At 70.1% G+C, this 17,753-nt stretch carries 19 protein-coding genes and 1 pseudogene; 15 read left to right on the forward strand and 5 right to left on the reverse strand.

Annotated features, from left to right (window positions below; all coding sequences use genetic code 11):
• The first annotated feature begins 52 nt into the window (after positions 1-52).
• From ACGFWE_RS39925 to ACGFWE_RS39950, 6 genes are all read left to right on the forward strand, one after another.
• Positions 53-1,801 (forward strand): ABC transporter substrate-binding protein, encoded by a 1,749-nt coding sequence (locus tag ACGFWE_RS39925; protein ID WP_352389320.1) that lies wholly within the window; start codon positions 53-55, stop codon positions 1,799-1,801.
• Positions 1,802-1,870: 69 nt separating this feature from the next.
• Positions 1,871-2,878, forward strand: a complete 1,008-nt coding sequence (locus ACGFWE_RS39930) for an ABC transporter permease (RefSeq protein ID WP_352389321.1) — start codon at positions 1,871-1,873, stop codon at positions 2,876-2,878.
• A complete protein-coding gene (locus tag ACGFWE_RS39935; RefSeq protein WP_352389322.1) occupies positions 2,875-3,966 on the forward strand; it encodes an ABC transporter ATP-binding protein in 1,092 nt (363 codons plus the stop codon). Before ACGFWE_RS39930 ends, ACGFWE_RS39935 begins: the two co-directional genes overlap by 4 nt.
• Positions 3,963-5,333 carry a dipeptide ABC transporter ATP-binding protein gene (locus ACGFWE_RS39940; RefSeq protein WP_393605175.1) on the forward strand — a complete coding sequence of 457 codons (1,371 nt, stop codon included), beginning with the start codon at positions 3,963-3,965 and terminating at the stop codon, positions 5,331-5,333. The genes ACGFWE_RS39935 and ACGFWE_RS39940 overlap by 4 nt, the downstream gene beginning before the upstream one ends.
• Positions 5,334-5,432: 99 nt before the next feature.
• On the forward strand, positions 5,433-6,824 hold the full coding sequence (locus ACGFWE_RS39945; RefSeq protein WP_393605177.1) for a M1 family metallopeptidase: 1,392 nt from the start codon (positions 5,433-5,435) through the stop codon (positions 6,822-6,824).
• A 22-nt stretch (positions 6,825-6,846) separates the two neighbouring features.
• Positions 6,847-7,503, forward strand: coding sequence for a trimeric intracellular cation channel family protein (locus tag ACGFWE_RS39950; RefSeq protein WP_352389325.1), 657 nt, complete (start codon positions 6,847-6,849; stop codon positions 7,501-7,503).
• Here the strand turns inward: ACGFWE_RS39950 and ACGFWE_RS39955 are convergent.
• The gene (locus tag ACGFWE_RS39955) at positions 7,412-8,632 is read right to left on the reverse strand and encodes an alpha/beta hydrolase (protein WP_393605179.1); all 1,221 of its coding nucleotides are present in this window, start codon (positions 8,630-8,632) and stop codon (positions 7,412-7,414) included. The two genes, ACGFWE_RS39950 and ACGFWE_RS39955, sit on opposite strands and share 92 nt — an antisense overlap.
• Before the next feature lie 145 nt (positions 8,633-8,777).
• On the opposite strand from ACGFWE_RS39955, the gene ACGFWE_RS39960 reads away from it, so the two are divergent.
• From ACGFWE_RS39960 to ACGFWE_RS39970, 3 genes and pseudogenes are all read left to right on the forward strand, one after another.
• Positions 8,778-9,632, forward strand: coding sequence for a thioesterase family protein (locus ACGFWE_RS39960; RefSeq protein ID WP_352389327.1), 855 nt, complete (start codon positions 8,778-8,780; stop codon positions 9,630-9,632).
• 68 nt (positions 9,633-9,700) lie between these two features.
• Positions 9,701-9,944: pseudogene (locus tag ACGFWE_RS39965) on the forward strand (DNA-binding transcriptional regulator); the annotation flags it as partial.
• A gap of 250 nt (positions 9,945-10,194) precedes the next feature.
• The gene (locus ACGFWE_RS39970) at positions 10,195-10,584 is read left to right on the forward strand and encodes a hypothetical protein (protein ID WP_352389328.1); all 390 of its coding nucleotides are present in this window, start codon (positions 10,195-10,197) and stop codon (positions 10,582-10,584) included.
• Between the two features lie 79 nt (positions 10,585-10,663).
• Here ACGFWE_RS39970 and ACGFWE_RS39975 read toward each other — a convergent pair whose 3' ends face one another.
• The gene (locus ACGFWE_RS39975) at positions 10,664-11,290 is read right to left on the reverse strand and encodes a TetR family transcriptional regulator (protein WP_352389329.1); all 627 of its coding nucleotides are present in this window, start codon (positions 11,288-11,290) and stop codon (positions 10,664-10,666) included.
• Positions 11,291-11,423: 133 nt separating this feature from the next.
• On the opposite strand from ACGFWE_RS39975, the gene ACGFWE_RS39980 reads away from it, so the two are divergent.
• From ACGFWE_RS39980 to ACGFWE_RS39990, 3 genes are all read left to right on the forward strand, one after another.
• Positions 11,424-11,588 carry a hypothetical protein gene (locus tag ACGFWE_RS39980; protein ID WP_352389330.1) on the forward strand — a complete coding sequence of 55 codons (165 nt, stop codon included), beginning with the start codon at positions 11,424-11,426 and terminating at the stop codon, positions 11,586-11,588.
• A gap of 35 nt (positions 11,589-11,623) precedes the next feature.
• Positions 11,624-11,890: a DUF4190 domain-containing protein gene (locus ACGFWE_RS39985; protein WP_352389331.1), complete on the forward strand. Its 267-nt coding sequence runs from the start codon at positions 11,624-11,626 to the stop codon at positions 11,888-11,890.
• Positions 11,891-11,956: 66 nt separating this feature from the next.
• Positions 11,957-13,126, forward strand: a complete 1,170-nt coding sequence (locus ACGFWE_RS39990; RefSeq protein ID WP_393605182.1) for a cysteine desulfurase family protein — start codon at positions 11,957-11,959, stop codon at positions 13,124-13,126.
• 60 nt (positions 13,127-13,186) lie between these two features.
• Here the strand turns inward: ACGFWE_RS39990 and ACGFWE_RS39995 are convergent, their stop codons facing one another.
• Complete coding sequence (locus tag ACGFWE_RS39995; protein WP_393605184.1) at positions 13,187-13,876, reverse strand: N-acetylmuramoyl-L-alanine amidase; 690 nt, start codon at positions 13,874-13,876, stop codon at positions 13,187-13,189.
• A 60-nt stretch (positions 13,877-13,936) separates the two neighbouring features.
• On the opposite strand from ACGFWE_RS39995, the gene mnmA reads away from it, so the two are divergent.
• The gene (gene mnmA, locus ACGFWE_RS40000; RefSeq protein WP_352389334.1) at positions 13,937-15,061 is read left to right on the forward strand and encodes a tRNA 2-thiouridine(34) synthase MnmA; all 1,125 of its coding nucleotides are present in this window, start codon (positions 13,937-13,939) and stop codon (positions 15,059-15,061) included.
• A gap of 214 nt (positions 15,062-15,275) precedes the next feature.
• Here the strand turns inward: mnmA and ACGFWE_RS40005 are convergent, their stop codons facing one another.
• Both ACGFWE_RS40005 and ACGFWE_RS40010 read right to left on the reverse strand, forming a co-directional pair.
• Positions 15,276-16,058 (reverse strand): alpha/beta hydrolase, encoded by a 783-nt coding sequence (locus ACGFWE_RS40005; RefSeq protein WP_352389335.1) that lies wholly within the window; start codon positions 16,056-16,058, stop codon positions 15,276-15,278.
• Between the two features lie 37 nt (positions 16,059-16,095).
• A complete protein-coding gene (locus ACGFWE_RS40010) occupies positions 16,096-16,419 on the reverse strand; it encodes a DUF427 domain-containing protein (protein WP_393605187.1) in 324 nt (107 codons plus the stop codon).
• 50 nt (positions 16,420-16,469) lie between these two features.
• On the opposite strand from ACGFWE_RS40010, the gene ACGFWE_RS40015 reads away from it, so the two are divergent.
• Together ACGFWE_RS40015 and ACGFWE_RS40020 are read left to right on the forward strand one after the other, a co-directional pair.
• Complete coding sequence (locus ACGFWE_RS40015; protein WP_057616347.1) at positions 16,470-17,009, forward strand: TIGR00730 family Rossman fold protein; 540 nt, start codon at positions 16,470-16,472, stop codon at positions 17,007-17,009.
• A 23-nt stretch (positions 17,010-17,032) separates the two neighbouring features.
• Entirely contained in the window at positions 17,033-17,722 is a 690-nt protein-coding gene (locus ACGFWE_RS40020; RefSeq protein ID WP_393605189.1) for an SDR family oxidoreductase, read from the forward strand.
• The last annotated feature ends 31 nt before the right edge of the window (positions 17,723-17,753 follow it).

Below are 17,753 nucleotides of genomic sequence, written 5' to 3' on the forward strand. Positions count from 1 at the left end.
CCGCGGTGAGAGTCCACAAGATTTCCGACAATTGAAGGGGAAGCAGACCATCATGCGAAGGTCAGCGCTGGCCGCAGTGGCGGCCATCGGCAGTGCGAGCCTGTTGCTCTCGGCTTGCAGCAAAGCCGATGACAACGGTGGAGACGGGAACAAGTCGGCTGGGGCCAACGCAGCGACCAAGGGCGTCGTCAATGCCTCCACCCAGAAGGGTGGGACGGTCACGTACGAGCTCTCGGACGTGCCGGACTCCTTCGATCCCGGCAACACGTACTACGCCTACATGTACAACCTCAGCCGGCTGTACGCCCGCCCGCTGATGACCTTCCAGCCCGGTCCGGGCGAGGAGGGCAACAAGCTGGTCCCGGACCTCGCCGAGAAGGCGGGCGAGCCGAGCGACGGCGGCAAGACCTGGACGTACAAGATCCGTTCGGGTCTGAAGTACCAGGACGGCACCCCGATCACCTCGAAGGACGTCAAGTACGCCGTCGAGCGCTCCAACTTCGCGCGTGACGTGCTCTCCCTCGGCCCGAACTACTTCCAGCAGTTCATGGAGGGCGGCAAGGCGTACAAGGGTCCCTACAAGGACAAGAGCGCCGAGGGTCTGAAGTCCATCCAGACGCCGGACGACACCACGATCGTCTTCAAGCTCAACCGCCCCTTCCAGGAGTTCGACTACCTGGTCGCGACGCCGCAGACGGCTCCGGTCCCGCAGGCCAAGGACACCGGTATCGACTACGTCAAGAGCATCGTGTCCTCGGGCTCGTACAAGTTCCAGAGCTACGACGAGGGCAAGCAGGCCGTCCTCGTCAAGAACGAGAACTGGGACGCGAAGAGCGACCCGCTGCGCAAGCAGTACCCGGACAAGATCGTCGTCAAGCTGAAGGTCAGCCCGGAGACCATCGACCAGGACGTCCAGGCCGGTGACGCGATCGACCTCGGTGGTACCGGTGTTCAGGCCGCGACCCAGGCGAAGGTCGTCAACAGCGCCGACCTGAAGTCCAACACGGACAACACCTACGGTGGCCGTCTGGTCTACATGGCGATCAACAACCAGGTCGCGCCGTTCGACAAGGTCGAGTGCCGCAAGGCCGTCGAGTACGCCATCGACAAGGTCTCCGTGCAGACCGCCGAGGGCGGCCCGATCCGCGGTGACATCGCCACCACCGTTCTGCCGCCGGACATCACCGGCTACCAGAAGGCCAACGTCTACGAGACGACCGGCAACAAGGGTGACGTCGCCAAGGCCAAGGAGCAGCTGAAGGCCTGCGGCAAGACGACGATCAACACCAACCTCTCGGCGCGCAGCGACCGTCCGCAGGAGATCGACGCGGCCACCGCGATCATCGCCTCGCTGAAGAAGGTCGGCATCAACGCCAGCCTGAAGCAGTACCCGTCGGGCAAGTACTTCACCGACTACGCCGGTGTGCCGACCTTCGACAAGAAGCAGAACATCGGTCTGCACATGATGCAGTGGGGTGCCGACTGGCCCTCCGGCTACGGCTTCCTGCAGCAGATCCTGCACGGTGACGCGATCGGTGCCTCCGGCAACACCAACCTCTCGTATCTGAACGACAAGCAGATCAACGAGATGCTGGAGAAGGCCATCGCCACCGAGGACGACACCGCCCGCAACGCCCTGTACGGGCAGGTCGACAAGCGTGCGATGGACCTGGCCGCGCTCGTTCCGCTGACCTACTTCAAGGTCCTGCTGTACCGCCCGGCGGGCTTCACCAACCTGGTGTCCACGGCGGCCTTCAGCGGTCAGTACGACTACCTCAACATCGGCACGACCAAGAAGTAGCCCCGGAAGGCAGGTGAAGGCATTGGTGCCCGTGGGCCTCGCGGCCCGCGGGCACCAGCGCCGATCCCCGTGATCTCGTACATCCTCCGTCGGACGTTCGCGGCAGTGATCCTGCTGCTGGTCGTCACCGCGGTCACCTTCGCGATCTTCTTCCTGCTGCCGCGGATGGCCGGCCAGACCGCCGACCAGCTCGCGCAGCAGTACATCGGAAAGAGTCCGACGAAGGCCGACATCCTCGCGGTCAAGCAGAACCTCGGTCTGGACGAGCCCCTGTATGCCCAGTACTGGCATTTCATCAAGGGGATCGTGACCGGCGCCACCTACAACCTGGGCCCCACGACGGCGCACTGCGATGCGCCCTGCTTCGGCTACTCCTTCAAGAACCACCAGGCGGTCTGGCCACAGCTCACCTCGCGCATCCCGGTGACCGTCTCGCTGGCCGCCGGTGCCGCCGTGATGTGGCTGGTGTCCGGTGTGGTGATCGGTGTGATCTCCGCACTCAAGCCCCGCAGCTTCTTCGACCGCACCTTCATGGGCGTCGCGCTCGCCGGTGTCTCGCTGCCCATGTTCTTCACGGGCAACCTGGCGCTGCTGCTCTTCACCTACCAGTGGCCGATCTTCGGGCGGACCTACGTACCGTTCACCGAGAATCCGGCCCAGTGGGCCAACACGCTCTTCCCGGCCTGGTGCTCGCTCGCGCTCCTGTACTCCGCCATCTACGCGCGGCTGACCCGCTCGGGCATGCTGGAGACGATGAACGAGGACTTCATCCGCACGGCCCGCGCCAAGGGCCTGCGGGAGCGCAACGTCGTGGCCCGGCACGGGCTGCGGGCCGCACTGACCCCGATCATCACCGTCTTCGGCATGGACCTGGGTCTGCTGCTCGGCGGTGCCGTGATCACCGAGACGGTCTTCTCGCTGCCCGGCATCGGCCAGTACGCGGTGCAGGGCATCACCGACAACGACCTGCCCCCGATCCTCGGGGTCACCCTGCTCGCCGCTCTCTTCGTCGTGATCGCAAATCTCCTGGTGGACCTGTTGTACGCCGCCGCCGACCCGCGGGTGAGGCTCTCGTGACCGAACTCTCCAAGACCGGTGCCGCCCTGGGCGAGCCGGCTCCGGGGAACGCCCCCGACGCCTTCCTCGCGGTCCGCGACCTCAAGGTGCACTTCCCGACCGACGACGGACTGGTCAAGTCCGTGGACGGGCTCAGCTTCCAGGTGGAGAAGGGCAAGACCCTCTGCATCGTGGGCGAGTCGGGCTCCGGCAAGTCCGTCACCTCGCTGGCGATCATGGGACTGCACCGGCTCGGGGCACAGGGCAAGCACGTCCGGATGTCAGGCGAGATCTGGCTGGACGGCAAGGAACTGGTCTCCGCCGACCCGGACGAGGTGCGCAGGCTGCGCGGCCGCGAGATGGCGATGATCTTCCAGGACCCGCTGTCCGCGATGCACCCGTACTACACGATCGGCAGCCAGATCGTGGAGGCGTACCGGGTCCACCACAACGTCAGCAAGAAGATCGCGCGCAAGCGTGCGATAGAGATGCTCGACAGGGTGGGCATCCCCGAGCCGGCCAAGCGCGTGGACGGCTACCCGCACGAGTTCTCCGGCGGTATGCGCCAGCGCGCGATGATCGCCATGGCGCTCGTCAACAACCCCGAGCTGCTGATCGCGGACGAGCCGACGACCGCCCTGGACGTCACCGTCCAGGCGCAGATCCTCGACCTGATCCGGGACCTGCAGAAGGAGTTCGGCTCCGCGGTCGTCCTCATCACCCACGACCTGGGTGTGGTCGCCGAGATCGCCGACGACGTCCTGGTGATGTACGGCGGCCGGTGCGTGGAGCGGGGCAGCGTCGACGATGTCTTCGAGCGGCCGCAGCACCCCTACACCTGGGGTCTGCTGGGCTCGATGCCGCGTATCGACCGGGAGACCTCCGAGCGGCTCATCCCCGTCAAGGGCCAGCCGCCGAGCCTCATCAACGTCCCCTCGGGCTGCGCCTTCCACCCCCGCTGCCCGTACGCGGACATCCCCAAGGGCGATGTCACCCGTACCGTGCGCCCGGAGCTCCAGCAGGTCGGCGGCGGGCACTTCTCCGCGTGCCACCTCTCGTTGGAGGACCGCACGCGGATCTGGACCGAAGAGATTGCGCCGAAGCTGTGAGTGAGACGAAGAAAACCGACGTCGCTCCGGAAGAGCGTGAGGTCCTCCTCAAGGTCGAGGGTCTCCAGAAGCACTTCCCGATCCGCAAGGGCGTCCTCCAGCGCCAGGTCGGCGCGGTCAAGGCGGTCGACGGCATCGACTTCGAGGTGCGCAAGGGCGAGACCCTCGGCGTGGTCGGCGAGTCGGGCTGCGGCAAGTCGACCATGGGCCGGGTCATCACCCGCCTCCAGGACCCGACCGGCGGCTCGATCCACTTCGAGGGCCAGGACATCACGCGGCTGAACTCGGCCGGGATGCGTCCGCTGCGGCGGGACATACAGATGATCTTCCAGGACCCCTACGGCTCCCTGAACCCCCGGCACACCATCGGCGGCATCGTCTCGGCGCCGTTCCGGCTCCAGGGCGTGGAGCCCGAGGGCGGGGTGAAGAAGGAGGTCCAGCGCCTGCTGGAGCTGGTGGGCCTGAGCCCCGAGCACTACAACCGCTACCCGCACGAGTTCTCCGGCGGCCAGCGCCAGCGCATCGGCATCGCGCGCGCCCTGGCCCTGAAGCCCAAGCTGGTGGTGGCGGACGAGCCGGTCTCTGCCCTCGACGTGTCGATCCAGGCGCAGGTCGTGAACCTGATGGACGACCTCCAGTCCGAGCTCGGTCTCACCTACGTGATCATCGCGCACGACCTGTCCGTCGTCCGCCATGTCTCGGACCGCATCGCGGTGATGTACCTCGGCAAGATCGTCGAACTCGCCGACCGCACCTCGCTGTACGAGGCGCCGATGCACCCGTACACCAAGGCCCTGATGTCGGCCGTCCCGGTGCCGGACCCCAAGCGCCGGGGCGCCAAGTCCGAGCGCATCCTGCTGCGCGGCGACGTCCCGTCCCCGATCTCCCCGCCCTCCGGTTGCCGCTTCCACACGCGGTGCTGGAAGGCGACGGAGATCTGCAAGACGACGGAGCCGCCGCTGATCGAGCTGCGCCCCGGGCAGCGCGTGGCCTGCCACCACCCCGAGAACTTCGAGGACCAGGCCCCGCAGGACACCGTGCTCCTGTCGGTCGCCAAGGAGGCGGCCGGACTGGTCGCCGAGGAGGTCCTGGCGGAGTCGGCCGAGACGTCGGCGGCGGTGGCGGCGGAGGTGAAGGGCCCCAAGGAGGCAGCGCCCTCCGAGGGTGCGGCCGAGAAGCCCGCGGCCGAGAAGCCCGCAGTCGAAGTCACGGCGGACGCCGAGACCACGGCCGGGAAGACCGGTCCGGGAGCGAGGACCACGCCTGCCGCCGGCGCCCAGGTGCCTGCCCCCGCCGAGGTGCCCGTCTCCGACACCCCCGGCTCACCCGAAGCGGAAGACGACCGTCAGGAGCCAACCGGCAAGTAGCGCATGACAAGTTGGCAAAGTCATGCACATGCCCGAACGGGAGAGTGAAGAGTCGTCCGTGTCCGACTTATCGGCACACGCTCGAAAGGGACGACACCCATGGCACTCTCCCGTTCGGCACGTTTAGGAGCCGTCGCGACCGCGGCGGCTTCCTTCTTTGTCATCGCCGCCGCCCCCGGCCCGAAACCCGGCGCCCCCGGCATCGGCGACCCCTACTTCCCGAACCTCGGCAACGGCGGCTTCGACGCCCGCCATTACACCCTCGACGTGGCGTACAACCCGGACACCGACCGGCTGGACGGCCGTACGACACTCACCGCCCGCGCCACCCAGAACCTCTCGTCCTTCGACCTGGATCTGCAGAAGTTGCAGGTCACGAGAGTCGAAGTGGACGGCAGACGGGCCCGGTTCACGCGGGACGGCGACGAGATCCGCATCAGCCCCCGCCAATCCCTGCGCAAGGGCCGCGACTTCACGGTCGCCGTCACCTACGGCGGGATACCCGAGCCCCTCAACGGGCCCATCGTCTTCGGCTCGGACTACGGCTGGATGAAGACCCCCGACGGCGTCTTCGTCGCCTGTGAACCCAACGCCGCCTCCACCTGGTTCCCGTCCAGCGACCACCCCGCGGACAAGGCGACCTACGACATCCGCATCCGGACCCCGAAGGGCCTGACCGCGGTCTCCAACGGCCGGCTCGTGTCGACGTACGACAAGGGCGGCTCGACGTACACCCACTGGCGCGAGAAGAAGCCGATGGCGACCTACCTGGCGACCGCCACCATCGGCAAGTTCGACGTCCGCACCGGGAGGACCCCCGGCGGGATCCCCATCTACACGGCCATCGACCCGGTCCTGGAGAACAGCAGCAACGTCGACGTGTACGGCGTCACCGCCGAGGCCACCGACTACTGGTCGCAGGTCTTCGGGCCGTACCCCTTCGAGGAGACCGGCGCGATCGTCGACGACATGCCGCAGGCGGGGTTCTCGCTGGAGGTGCAGTCGAAGCCGGTGTACTCGGCGGTGCGCAACGAGACCACGATCGTGCACGAGCTCGCCCACCAGTGGTTCGGCGACTCGGTCTCCGTCGCGCACTGGAAGGACATCTGGCTCAACGAGGGCTTCGCCACCTACGCCCAGTGGCTGTGGGCCGAGCACAAGGGCACTCGCAGCGCCCACGACTCCTTCCTCGCCGGCTACGAGGCCCGCCCCGCCGACAACCCGTTCTGGCAGATCACCGTCGGCGACCCGCAGCGCGACACGATGTTCGCGTCCGCGGTCTACCAGCGCGGCGCGATGACCCTCCAGGTGCTGCGCGAACGGATCGGCGACCAGGCGTTCTTCAAGCTGCTGCCGGCCTGGACCAAGCTCCATCGCTACGGCAACGCCGACACCGCCGACTTCGTCCGCCTCGCGGAGAAGGTCAGCGGACAGCAGCTGGACGACCTGTTCCACACCTGGCTCTTCACGACGGGCAAACCGGTCCGGTAGGAGCCCTGCGCAAGAATGCGGTGTGCTCCAGCAACTGTTCAGTCCCTCCGTCCAGCACACGCTCGACCTCGTGGGCATCTTCGTGTTCGCCATCTCCGGCGCGCTGCTGGCCGTCCGCAAGAACTTCGACGTCTTCGGCATCGCCGTCCTCGCCGAGGTCACCGCGCTGGGCGGAGGGCTGTTCCGGGACCTGATCATCGGCGCGGTACCGCCCGCCGCCTTCACGGACCTGGGCTACTTCATCACCCCGCTGCTCGCCGCCCTCCTGGTCTTCTTCCTGCACCCGCACGTGGAGCGCATCCAGGCCGGCGTGAACGTCTTCGACGCGGCCGGCCTGGGCCTGTTCTGCGTCGCCGGGACGACGAAGGCGTACGAGTACGGGCTCGGCCTCACCCAGTCGGCGACCCTCGGCCTCGCCACCGCCGTCGGCGGCGGTGTGCTCAGGGACGTGCTCGCCAACGAGGTCCCGTCCCTGCTGCGCTGGGACCGCGACCTGTACGCGGTCCCGGCGATCGTCGGCGCCACCATGGCCGCCCTGTGCATCCGTTACGACGTTCTCTCCCCGTTCACCAGCGGGCTCGCCGCGCTCACCGCCTTCGTGCTGCGCCTGCTCGCGATGCGGTTCCACTGGCGAGCTCCGCGGGCGTGGAACCGCCGGTCGACCGTGCGTGAGGAGTAGGGCCCGCCCGGCCGTGCAACAGCCCCATCTCCTCGGTCAGCCAGCGGAAGGCCGGCACCACCTGCGGCTTCCACAGCGCCATGTTGTGGCCGCCCGCGCTCTTCGGGATGTAGACCACGTGCACGGTCGTCGGTGCCTTCGCGACCTGTTCGAGGCCCATGGCTGCCTCGTACCCGTCGCCCGGCTGGCCGGACTGGTAGAGCGCGATCGCGGGCGGGGTGCGGGCGTCGCGCAGCAGCACGTAGGGGTTGTTGGCGCGCCGCAGGGCGGGGGTCTCGGCGGCCAGCGAGTTGCGTTCGCCGATCGGGTCGTTGTAGCCGGACATGCTGACCGCGGCCCGGTAGCGGTCGGGGTGCGCGACCGCGAGCTTCGTCGCGCAGTGCCCGCCCGCCGAGTACCCGGCCGCGGCCCAGCCCCCGGGACCCGACTGGGCGCGGAAGTTGTCCGTGACCATCTTCGGCACGTCGACGCTGAGCCAGGTGTCGGCGTTGACCGTGCCGGTGATGTTGGCGCACCCGGTGTCGACCCCGGCCAGCAGGTTCATGCGCGGGGCGACCAGGATGAACGGCGCCACCCGGCCGTCCCGCATCAGCGGCCGCAGCCGGCCGACCGCGTGCAGTGATCCGAACCAGGCCTTCGCCGAGCCGGGATAGCCCGACAGCAGCTCCACCACGGGGAATTCGTGGTGCCGGTAGGCGGGTTCGGCGTACTGCGGCGGCAGCCAGACGTAGACCTCGGCGTTCACCCCCGAGACCCGGCCCTTGAGCTGGGTGACCCGCACGCCCGTCATACCGGGTCCCGAGGCGTGGGTGAAGTGCTGCCTCACCCTGGGCAACCGTTTCAGCGAGATCCCGCCGGTGCCGTCGGCGCCCAGGTTCGCGGCCTGCTGGACGTGGTTGCCGGTGCCGAGCAGGTCGGCCCAGTTGTCGTACAGGCTGTTCTCGTTGTTGACCAGCACGAAGACGAGGGCGACGGCCGTGCCCTGGGCGAACAGCACCATCAGTACGCGGGCGGCGGCGCGGGCGACCCGGGGTCCCCGCAGCCGCGACCACAGGGCGAGCGGCAGCACGAGGGTGACGACGGACAGCACGATCAGCGTGTAGAGGAACGCGGTCCCGGTGAGGCTCATGTCCCTGTAGAGGGGAAGGCCCGGACATCGGTCACGGACGAGTACGGACACTTACCGAGAAATAGCGCGGGTCTCACCTGGGACGACAGGTGGGGTCGAGCTGGCAAAGCTACCGCTTAGTAGTGAGTTGTTGTACCGTTCAGCCATGCCAGAAGCAGCCTCCGTCACCCGTGCCCGGATCGGCGACAGCGAGTTCGACCGCGACACCGCGGTCACCCGCCGCGCGCCCGGCGTCTACGACATCGACCTGTCCGCGGGCTGGACGATCATCAGCGCCGTCAACGGCGGCTACCTCCTGGCCGTCCTGGGCCGCGCCCTCGCGGACGCCCTGCCGCACGCCGACCCGTTCACGATCTCCGCGCACTACCTGACCGCGTCCCAGCCCGGACCCGCGGTGATCCGCACGGACGTCGTCCGCACCGGCCGCACCCTCTCCACCGGCCAGGCCTCGCTCTTCCAGTACGACGACGAGGGCAAGGAGGTCGAGCGCATCCGCGTCCTCGCCTCCTACGGCGACCTCGACGCCCTCCCCGACGACGTCCGTACGACGGCGAAGCCGCCGGTGATCCCGCCGATGGACCAGTGCTTCGGCCCCGAGGACGGGCCCGCCCCCGTCGAGGGCAGCTCCGCCATCACCGACCGGCTGATGCTCAAGCTGGACCCCTCCACCCTGGGCTGGGCCCTCGGCGCGCCCTCCGGCAAGGGCGAGATGCGGTCCTGGTTCGGGCTCGCCGACGGCCGGGACGCCGACCCCTTCTCCCTGCTCCTCGCGGTGGACGCGCTGCCGCCCACGGCCTTCGAGATCGGCCTCAAGGGCTGGGTACCCACGGTCGAACTGACCGTCCACGTCCGCTGCCGCCCGGCCCCCGGCCCGCTGCGCGTCTCCATCACCACCCGCAACCTCGCCGGCGGCTTCCTGGAGGAGGACGCCGAGGTCTGGGACAGCAAGGACCGACTGGTCGCCCAGTCACGGCAGTTGGCACGGGTGAGGCTGGGCTGAGCGAAGCCCTGGGGTCTTGGGGTCTTGGGGCCCTGGTGGCATGAAGCCCGACCGTCTCCTGTTCGGTCCAGGACATCGATGCACTCTCCGCCTCGAGCGTCCCGGTCTACGCCGAGCGCGAGCGACACGGCGGCACCGAACCCCTCGCCGACTTCCGCGCGGACGTCACCGGCCTGACCGCCGGCGCCCTCGGCTTGGCGCCGTGCAGGTGATGGCCGCGCTGCTCGCCCGTTCCGCCCGGCTGCGGAGGCCACCTCGCGGCTGCGGCTGCGCTACCGGCACGGCGGGGAGTCGGACGACCCCTCAGGTGTAGCCCGGGGGTGAACTCGCCCACGCCCCGGGAGGTGTTGCGCCGTCAGGTCGACGAGCGCTCGCTTCTGTCACGGGCTTGTACCAGCCAGTAGGTGAGCGATCCGTGCGGAACCCCAGCTCAGAGGGGCTGCTTTGGTCGCGCTTTGCCTGCCGCACAGGCGGGGGACAGGCCGGACTCAACGAAGGCTCAGGGACCGTTGCGAGAGTTCCCGGCCTCAGGACTTCCTCATCCTCCCTGGAGCTGTCTCTCATGAAGCGTGTGCGTCTCCTCCCCGCCGTGGCCCTGCTGGCGCTCTCGCCCCTCGCCCTGGTGGCCTGCGGCTCGGGCGACTCGTCGTCGACCTCGAACAGCGGCACCTCGGGGCAGCAGAACTGTCAGGCCCCCACCGGAAACGCGTCCGGCATGCCCACCGGCGCCGCCTCGGGTGCCCCCACCGGCAACGCGACCGCGCGGCCGTCGGGCGCGCCCAGCGGCAACCCCTCCGGCATGCCGAGCGGCGGGCCCGGCGGCGGTCAGGGCGGTCAGGGCGGCCCCGGCGGCGGCATGGGCGGCTGCGGCGGCCCCGGCGGCAGCGGGGGCGGCGCGGCTCCGAGCGGTGCGCCCAGCGGTGCGCCCAGCGCGGCGGCGACGAAGAGCTGACACGGCGCAGGACGTCGTACGACAGGGGCGGCATTCCCGGTGAACGGGGTTGCCGCCCCTGTGCGTTGCCGGACTCGCCCTAGTCCAGCCAGTGTTCGCGGCCGATGCTGATCAGTCGCAGCTGACGCTCCGCCACCTGGCAGGCGCGCTCCCGCTCCTCCGGCGACGCCTCCAGGGCCTCCAGGAACAGTGAGGCCGTGATCAGCATCTGGTCGACGTAGAGGTTCGCCAGCATCAGCAGGTCGTCCTCGCTCCAGCCCTCGGACACCGGGTCCTTGGCCAGCTCGTCCTTCACCTCCTGCCCGAACCGCGCGAGTTGCTCCCGGATGGCCTCCCGGACCGGCTGGACACCGCCATGTCGTTCCCGGGCGATAAAACGGACATGAGCGGGGTACGCGTCTACGTGACCGGCGATCAACTCGATGGCGCGCGTGATCCGTTGAGCGTGGTCGTCGGCCGCGGACACCGTCGTCCGGATCATCGGGTGCAGGCTGCCCAGCGCCTCCTCGACGAGGGCCACGCCGAGGTCGGCGGTGGAGCGGAAGTGCCGGTAGAAGGCAGTGGGCGCGACGCCGACGGCACGCGTGACCTCGCGCAGGCCCAGGCTGCTCAGGCTCTGCTCCTCCAGCAGGGTCAGCGCCGCGTCCAGGAGCGCCTGCCGGGTCTTCTGCTTCTGTGCCTGCCGAATGCCGAGGGTGTGACTCATGTCATCCAGTTAACAACTGTTCTCCGTAATTGAAAAGCCGTGCGACACGCTAGACTTCAGAGTCAGTGAACAACTGTAACCACAACTGTTCACCCAAACGTAACGACAGCCGTCTCGGAGGGGGATCCGTCCCATGCTGTTCCTCGTCGCCGCACTCATGCTGCTCGGCGTCGTCCTGGGCACCGTCGCCCACGCGCCGCTCACCTTCACCGCCGTCGCCGCCGCCGTGATCGCCGTCTGGCTGGGCGTCTTCGCGCTCCGCGAGCGTCACTCGCGCCGCCGCACCCCGAGCCACTGACCGCCGCCCCATCGTCCCCAGGAGCACTGATCACCATGCAGCTCACCGCGCAGGCCACCAACCGAACCGGCGCCCGTGACGCCGACGGCATGGCCGTGGCGTCCTTCATCCTCGGCCTCATCGGCCTGCTCGTCCTCAACGTCTTCCTCGGCCCGATCGCCATCGTCCTGGCCTCGGTCGCCCTGTGGCGCGGCACCGCCCGCCGCGGCCGCGCCTACCTGGGCCTCGGCCTCGGAGTGGCCGACCTCCTGGTCCTGGTGGCCTTCATGCAGCTGGACAGCACGCCGTCCTGGAGCTTCTGAGGCCGTCGGCACCGGCCGGTCCTGGCCCGAGGGCGCTCACCCGCGACCCGTAGAATCGGCGTCACCATGGCATACCTCGACCACGCCGCGACCACCCCGATGCTCCCCGAGGCGGTCGAGGCACTCACCGCGCACCTCGGCGCCACGGGCAACGCCTCCTCCCTGCACGCCTCCGGCCGCAGGGCCCGCCGCACGGTCGAGGAATCCCGCGAGACCCTCGCGGAGGCGCTCGGCGCCCGGCCCAGCGAGATCGTCTTCACCTCCGGCGGCACGGAGGCCGACAACCTCGCCGTGAAGGGCCTGTACTGGTCCCGGCGCGACGCGGACCCCGCAAGGACGCGGGTCCTGGCCAGCCCCGTCGAACACCACGCCGTCCTCGACGCCGTCCACTGGCTCGGCGAACACGAGGGCGCCACCGTCGAGTACCTCCCCGTCGACAAGCACGGCCGGGTCCACCCCGACGCCCTGCGCGAGGCCATCGCCCAGAGCCCCGACGACGTCGCCCTGGCCACGGTCATGTGGGCCAACAACGAGATCGGCACCCTCATGCCGGTCCGCGAACTCGCCGACGCGGCCGCCGAGTTCGGTGTCCCGCTGCACTCCGACGCGGTCCAGGCCTTCGGTCAGGCCCCCGTCGACTTCGCCGCCTCCGGCCTCGCCGCGATGACGGTGTCGGGCCACAAGATCGGCGGCCCGTACGGCATCGGCGCGCTCGTCCTCGGCCGCGAATGGACCCCCGTCCCGGTCCTGCACGGCGGCGGCCAGGAGCGCAACGTCCGCTCCGGCACCCTCGACATCCCCGCCATCGCCTCCTTCGCGGTGGCCGGCCGCCTCGCCGCCGAGCAGCGCGAGTGGTTCGAGGCCGAGATCGGCGCCCTGCGCGACGCCCTGATCGAGGCGGTCCGTACGGCGGTCCCGGACGCGATCCTCGGTGGCGACCCGGCGCCGGGCGGCCGCCTTCCGGCCAACGCCCACTTCACCTTCCCCGGCTGCGAGGGCGACTCCCTGCTTCTGCTCCTGGACGCGCAGGGCATCGAGTGCTCCACCGGCTCCGCCTGCACCGCGGGCGTCGCCCAGCCCAGCCACGTCCTGCTCGCCACCGGCACCGACCCCGACCTCGCCCGCGGCACCCTGCGCTTCTCCCTCGGCCACACCTCCACCGAGGCGGACGTCGAGGCGGTCGCGAAGGCCATCGGCCCGGCGGTGGAACGCGCCCGCGCGGCGGGGCTGACGTAACGGGCCCCGACGCGGCGTCGTCGCGCTGCACGCCGGTGAGCCCACCGAGGACCGCACGGGTCAGGGAGTGCCCCCGGCCCTGGCCCTGTCGGCGGCCGCGGTTCTCTGCCGCACCAGCTTCATGTACCGGTCCCAGTCCCAGTGTTCGCCCGGGTCGGTGTGATCCGTCCCCGGCACCTCCACATGGCCGATGATGTGCTCGCGGTCGACGGGGATGGCGTACCGCGCGCATATCCGGGCCGTGAGCCGCGCCGAGGCCGCGTACATCGCATCCGTGAAGTCCTCGGGCCGGTCCACGAATCCCTCGTGCTCGATGCCCACACTGCGTTCGTTGTAGGCGCGGTTGCCCGCGTGGTACGCCACATCCAGCTCGCGGATCATCTGCGTGATGTGCCCGTCCTTGCGGACGATGTAGTGCGCGGCCGCTTTGTGCCCCGGGTCCTGGAACACCTTCACGGCGCTCGCGAAACTGCCCTGGGTGACATGGATGATCACCATGTCTATGCCGTAGTCGTCGGGCCGGTCCGCGCGCCGCCAGTTCGCGTCGGAGGCCGCCACCCACTGCGCCCCGCTGAAGTCGACCGCGCCCTCGACCCGTGGCTTCTCCACCCCCGGCGTCCGCCACCACAGCCGCGCCAGCTCGTCACGGGCCAGCACCGCCGAGCCCACGGCGGCCGCCGTCCCGCCGATGAGCAGGGCCCGCCGGCCGATGCGCCGGTCGGCGTCCTTGGAACCCTCTGTCGCCCCCATGTGGTCGTCAACGGATACCCGGCTGCCCCGGTTCCCGCGCCCCCTTACTCTTGAAGGGTTATGACTGACACCACGCAGCGCCCCCTTCGCGTTCTCGCCGCCATGTCCGGAGGAGTGGACTCCGCCGTCGCCGCCGCCCGCGCGGCCGAAGCCGGCCACGACGTGACCGGCGTCCACCTCGCGCTCTCCGCGAATCCGCAATCGTTCCGCACGGGCGCGCGCGGGTGTTGCACCATCGAGGACTCGCGCGACGCCCGCCGCGCCGCCGACGTCATCGGCATCCCGTTCTACGTCTGGGACCTCGCCGACCGCTTCCGCGAGGACGTCGTCGAGGACTTCGTCGCCGAGTACGAGGCCGGCCGCACCCCCAACCCCTGCCTGCGCTGCAACGAGAAGATCAAGTTCGCCGCCCTGCTCGACAAGGCGCTCGCGCTGGGCTTCGACGCGGTGTGCACCGGCCACTACGCGAAGGTGCTGGTCCGCGAGGACGGCTCCCGCGAGCTGCACCGCGCCTCTGACATGGCCAAGGACCAGTCGTACGTCCTCGGCGTCCTGGACGAGAGGCAGCTGGCGCACGCCCTGTTCCCGCTCGGGGACACCCTCACCACCAAGGACGAGATCCGTGCCGAGGCCGAGCGCCGGGGCCTCGCGGTCGCCAAGAAGCCCGACTCGCACGACATCTGCTTCATCGCCGACGGCGACACCCAGGGCTTCCTCGCCTCGCGCCTGGGCAGGGCCGAGGGCGACATCGTCGACGAGTCGGGCGCGAAGGTCGGCACCCACGAGGGCGCGTACGGCTTCACGATCGGCCAGCGCAAGGGGCTGCGCATCGGCACCCCGGCCGCCGACGGCAAGCCGCGCTACGTCCTCGACATCTCGCCGGTCGACAACACGGTGACGGTCGGCCCGGCCGCCGCGCTGGACGTCACCGGTCTGCGGGCCGTCAAGCCGCGCTGGTGCGGGGCTGTCCCGACCGGCCCCGGCACCTACACCGCCCAGCTCCGCGCCCACGGTGGCGAGACCGAGGTCACGGCGGAGCTGGTGGACGGGGAGTTGCGGGTGTCGTTCGCGGAGCCCGTCCGCGGAGTGGCCCCCGGCCAGGCGATCGTCCTGTACGACGACACGCGCGTGGTGGGCTCGGCGACGATCGCGTCCACGGTGCGGGTGACGGCAGGCGTGGCCTGACGACCCGCCAGACGCCGACGCTGCCGGACGCACGGCTCGCGATGAATGCCGGGCCCGCGTCCGGCCCGTGACATTGCGGGCGCGCACGCGCGCGTGCCGGTGGCTGCCGCCGGCCCTTGTGCGTCCGGTGCGGTGTCGGCGCGCACTCCGACCGTCCCGCGCCCGCACGCACGGACAGGCCCCGCCACGCGCGCGTACCGGGGGGATCGGATCGTCAGTCCGTGAAGAACTCCGTCAGGACCGGGGCCAGGGCGCTCGGGTCGACCATGTGGGTCTGGCCCTCCAGGACGCGGTACGAGCCCTTGGGGGCCGCCTCCGCGACCGCCCTGGTGCCCTCGCGCATCCACTCGGGGCTCGCGCCGCCCGCGACGGCCAGTACCGGGACCGTGACCGAGGTCAGGCGGTCCCGGGGGACCAGGCCGCCGGCCATGACCGCGTTGTCGTAGGCGAGCGTCGGGGCGACCGTCTCCATGCCGGGCCACATGGGGGACTGGCGGGCGCCCTGGATCATCTCCTCGCCCATGCCGGTGAGCCGCAGGAACAGTTCCACCGCGTCCCCGCGCCGCCCCTCGGCGAGCGCCGCTTCGAGGCTCCGGGTGTACTCGGCGTTCGACTCGGCGCCCCCGTCGAGGAAGTCGGCGAACGGCGTCTCGTACACGGCGACCCGGCGGACCGGCAGGCCGCTCGCCGCGGCCTCCAGGACCAGCGCACCGCCGGAGGAGATACCGCACAGGCACGCCTCGCCGCCCGCCGTCTCGATGAGCGCGGCGAGGTCCTCGACCTCACGGGCCACCGCGTAGGGGGCCGTGTCGCCGCTCGCACCGCGACCCCGGCGGTCGTACACGAGGACGTCGAACCGTTCGGACAGCGGCACGGCCAGGGGCGCGACCGTGCCGCCGGTGGACATCGCGCCGCTGACGAGGATGACTGCGGGGCCGTGTCCGGTGCGCTCGTACGCGATCGGTGTGCCGTCGCGTGAGAGGGTCTTCTTTTCCATGCCTGAGGAGACTGCCGCACGGCACGGAAATCATCGGTCAGGACACGTCGACCTCGTAGAAACAGAGGTGGTCCTTGATCTCGGCGACGGCGGGCTTCGGCTCGGGATAGGACCACACCAGGTCGGGGGCGTCCGGCAGGGACCAGTAGGACGCGGTGCCCTTGAAGGGGCAGTAGGTGTGGGTGTCGGAGGGGGTCAGCAGGTCGAGTCGTACGTCCTCGTCGGGGAGGTAGTACCGCACGGGAGAGCCCGTCTCGCGCAGCACGAGGGGGCGTTCGCTCTCCGCCAGGACCTGGTCGCCGTGCACCACGCGCACGTGCTGGTCGGTTTGCTCGATGGTGATCGTGTGTCCTTCGGCCATACCGGAAAAGCACTCGCGGGCCCCTGGTTCTTCCCGCGTACGGTGACCTCATGCGAATCTGCGTCTTCCTCTCCGCCGCCGACCTCGACGACCGCTACACGCGCCCCGCGCGGGAGTTCGCGAAGCTGCTGGGCAAGGGCGGGCACACGCTCGTGTGGGGCGGCTCGGACGTGGGCCTCATGAAGGTGGTCGCCGACGGGGTGCAGGAGGCGGGCGGACGGCTCGTCGGGGTCTCCGTGGAGTTCCTGGCCGCCAAGGTCCGCCCGGGCGTCGACGAGATGGTGATCGCGAAGGACCTCGCCGAACGCAAGAAGCTGCTCCTGGAGAAGGCCGACGCCGTGGTGATCATGGTGGGCGGCACGGGCACGCTCGACGAGGCGACCGAGATCCTGGAGCTGAAGAAGCACGGGCACACCGAGAAGCCGGTCGTCCTGCTGAACACGGCGGGCTTCTACGACGGGCTGAAGGAGCAGTTCCGGCGGATGGAGGACGAGGGCTTCCTGCCCCGCCCGCTCACCGACCTGGTGTTCTTCGCCGAGGAGCCGGTGGGGGCGCTGGCGTACCTGGAGGAGTCGCTCGGTACGCGCTGACGCCGTGATGCGAGCATGGCGGCATGGCTACACATGTGATCACCGGAGCGGGCTCCGGCATCGGCGCGGCGGTGGCCCGGCGTCTGCACGCGCGCGGGGACGAACTCGTGCTGCACGCGCGTGACGCGGGCCGTGCCAAGGAGCTGGCGGCCCAGTTCCCCGGAGCGCGGACCCTGGTCGGGGATCTCGCCGATCCCGACAAGCTGAGCTGGGCCTTCTCCCACCAGAGGCTCCCGGAGCGGGTGGACTCCCTGCTGCACATCGCGGGCGTGGTCGACCTGGGCCCGGTCGGCGACCTGACCCCGAAGTCCTGGCGTCACCAGCTGAACGTCAACCTGATCGCTCCGGCCGAGCTGACCCGCCACTTCCTGCCCCAACTCCGGGCGGCCCGGGGCCAGGTGGTGTTCGTGAACTCGGGCGCGGGGCTGACAGCGCACGCCGACTGGTCCGCGTACGCCGCCTCCAAGCACGGCCTGAAGGCTTTGGCGGACTCGCTGCGCCACGAGGAGCATGCGAACGGCGTCCGCGTCACCTCCGTCTACCCCGGCCGCACCGCCAGCCCCATGCAGGCCAAGGTCCACCAGCAGGAGGGCAAGGAGTACGACCCCGCACGATGGATCGACCCCGAGTCGGTCGCCACGACGATCGTGACGGCGATCGACCTCCCGCGCGACGCGGAGATCAACGACCTGACGGTCCGCCCCGGTCGCTGACGTTCCGGCGGGGCGAGAACCACGCGGGAAC

The organism is Streptomyces sp. NPDC048523, from assembly GCF_043199815.1.
In the GTDB taxonomy this organism is placed as follows: domain Bacteria; phylum Actinomycetota; class Actinomycetes; order Streptomycetales; family Streptomycetaceae; genus Streptomyces.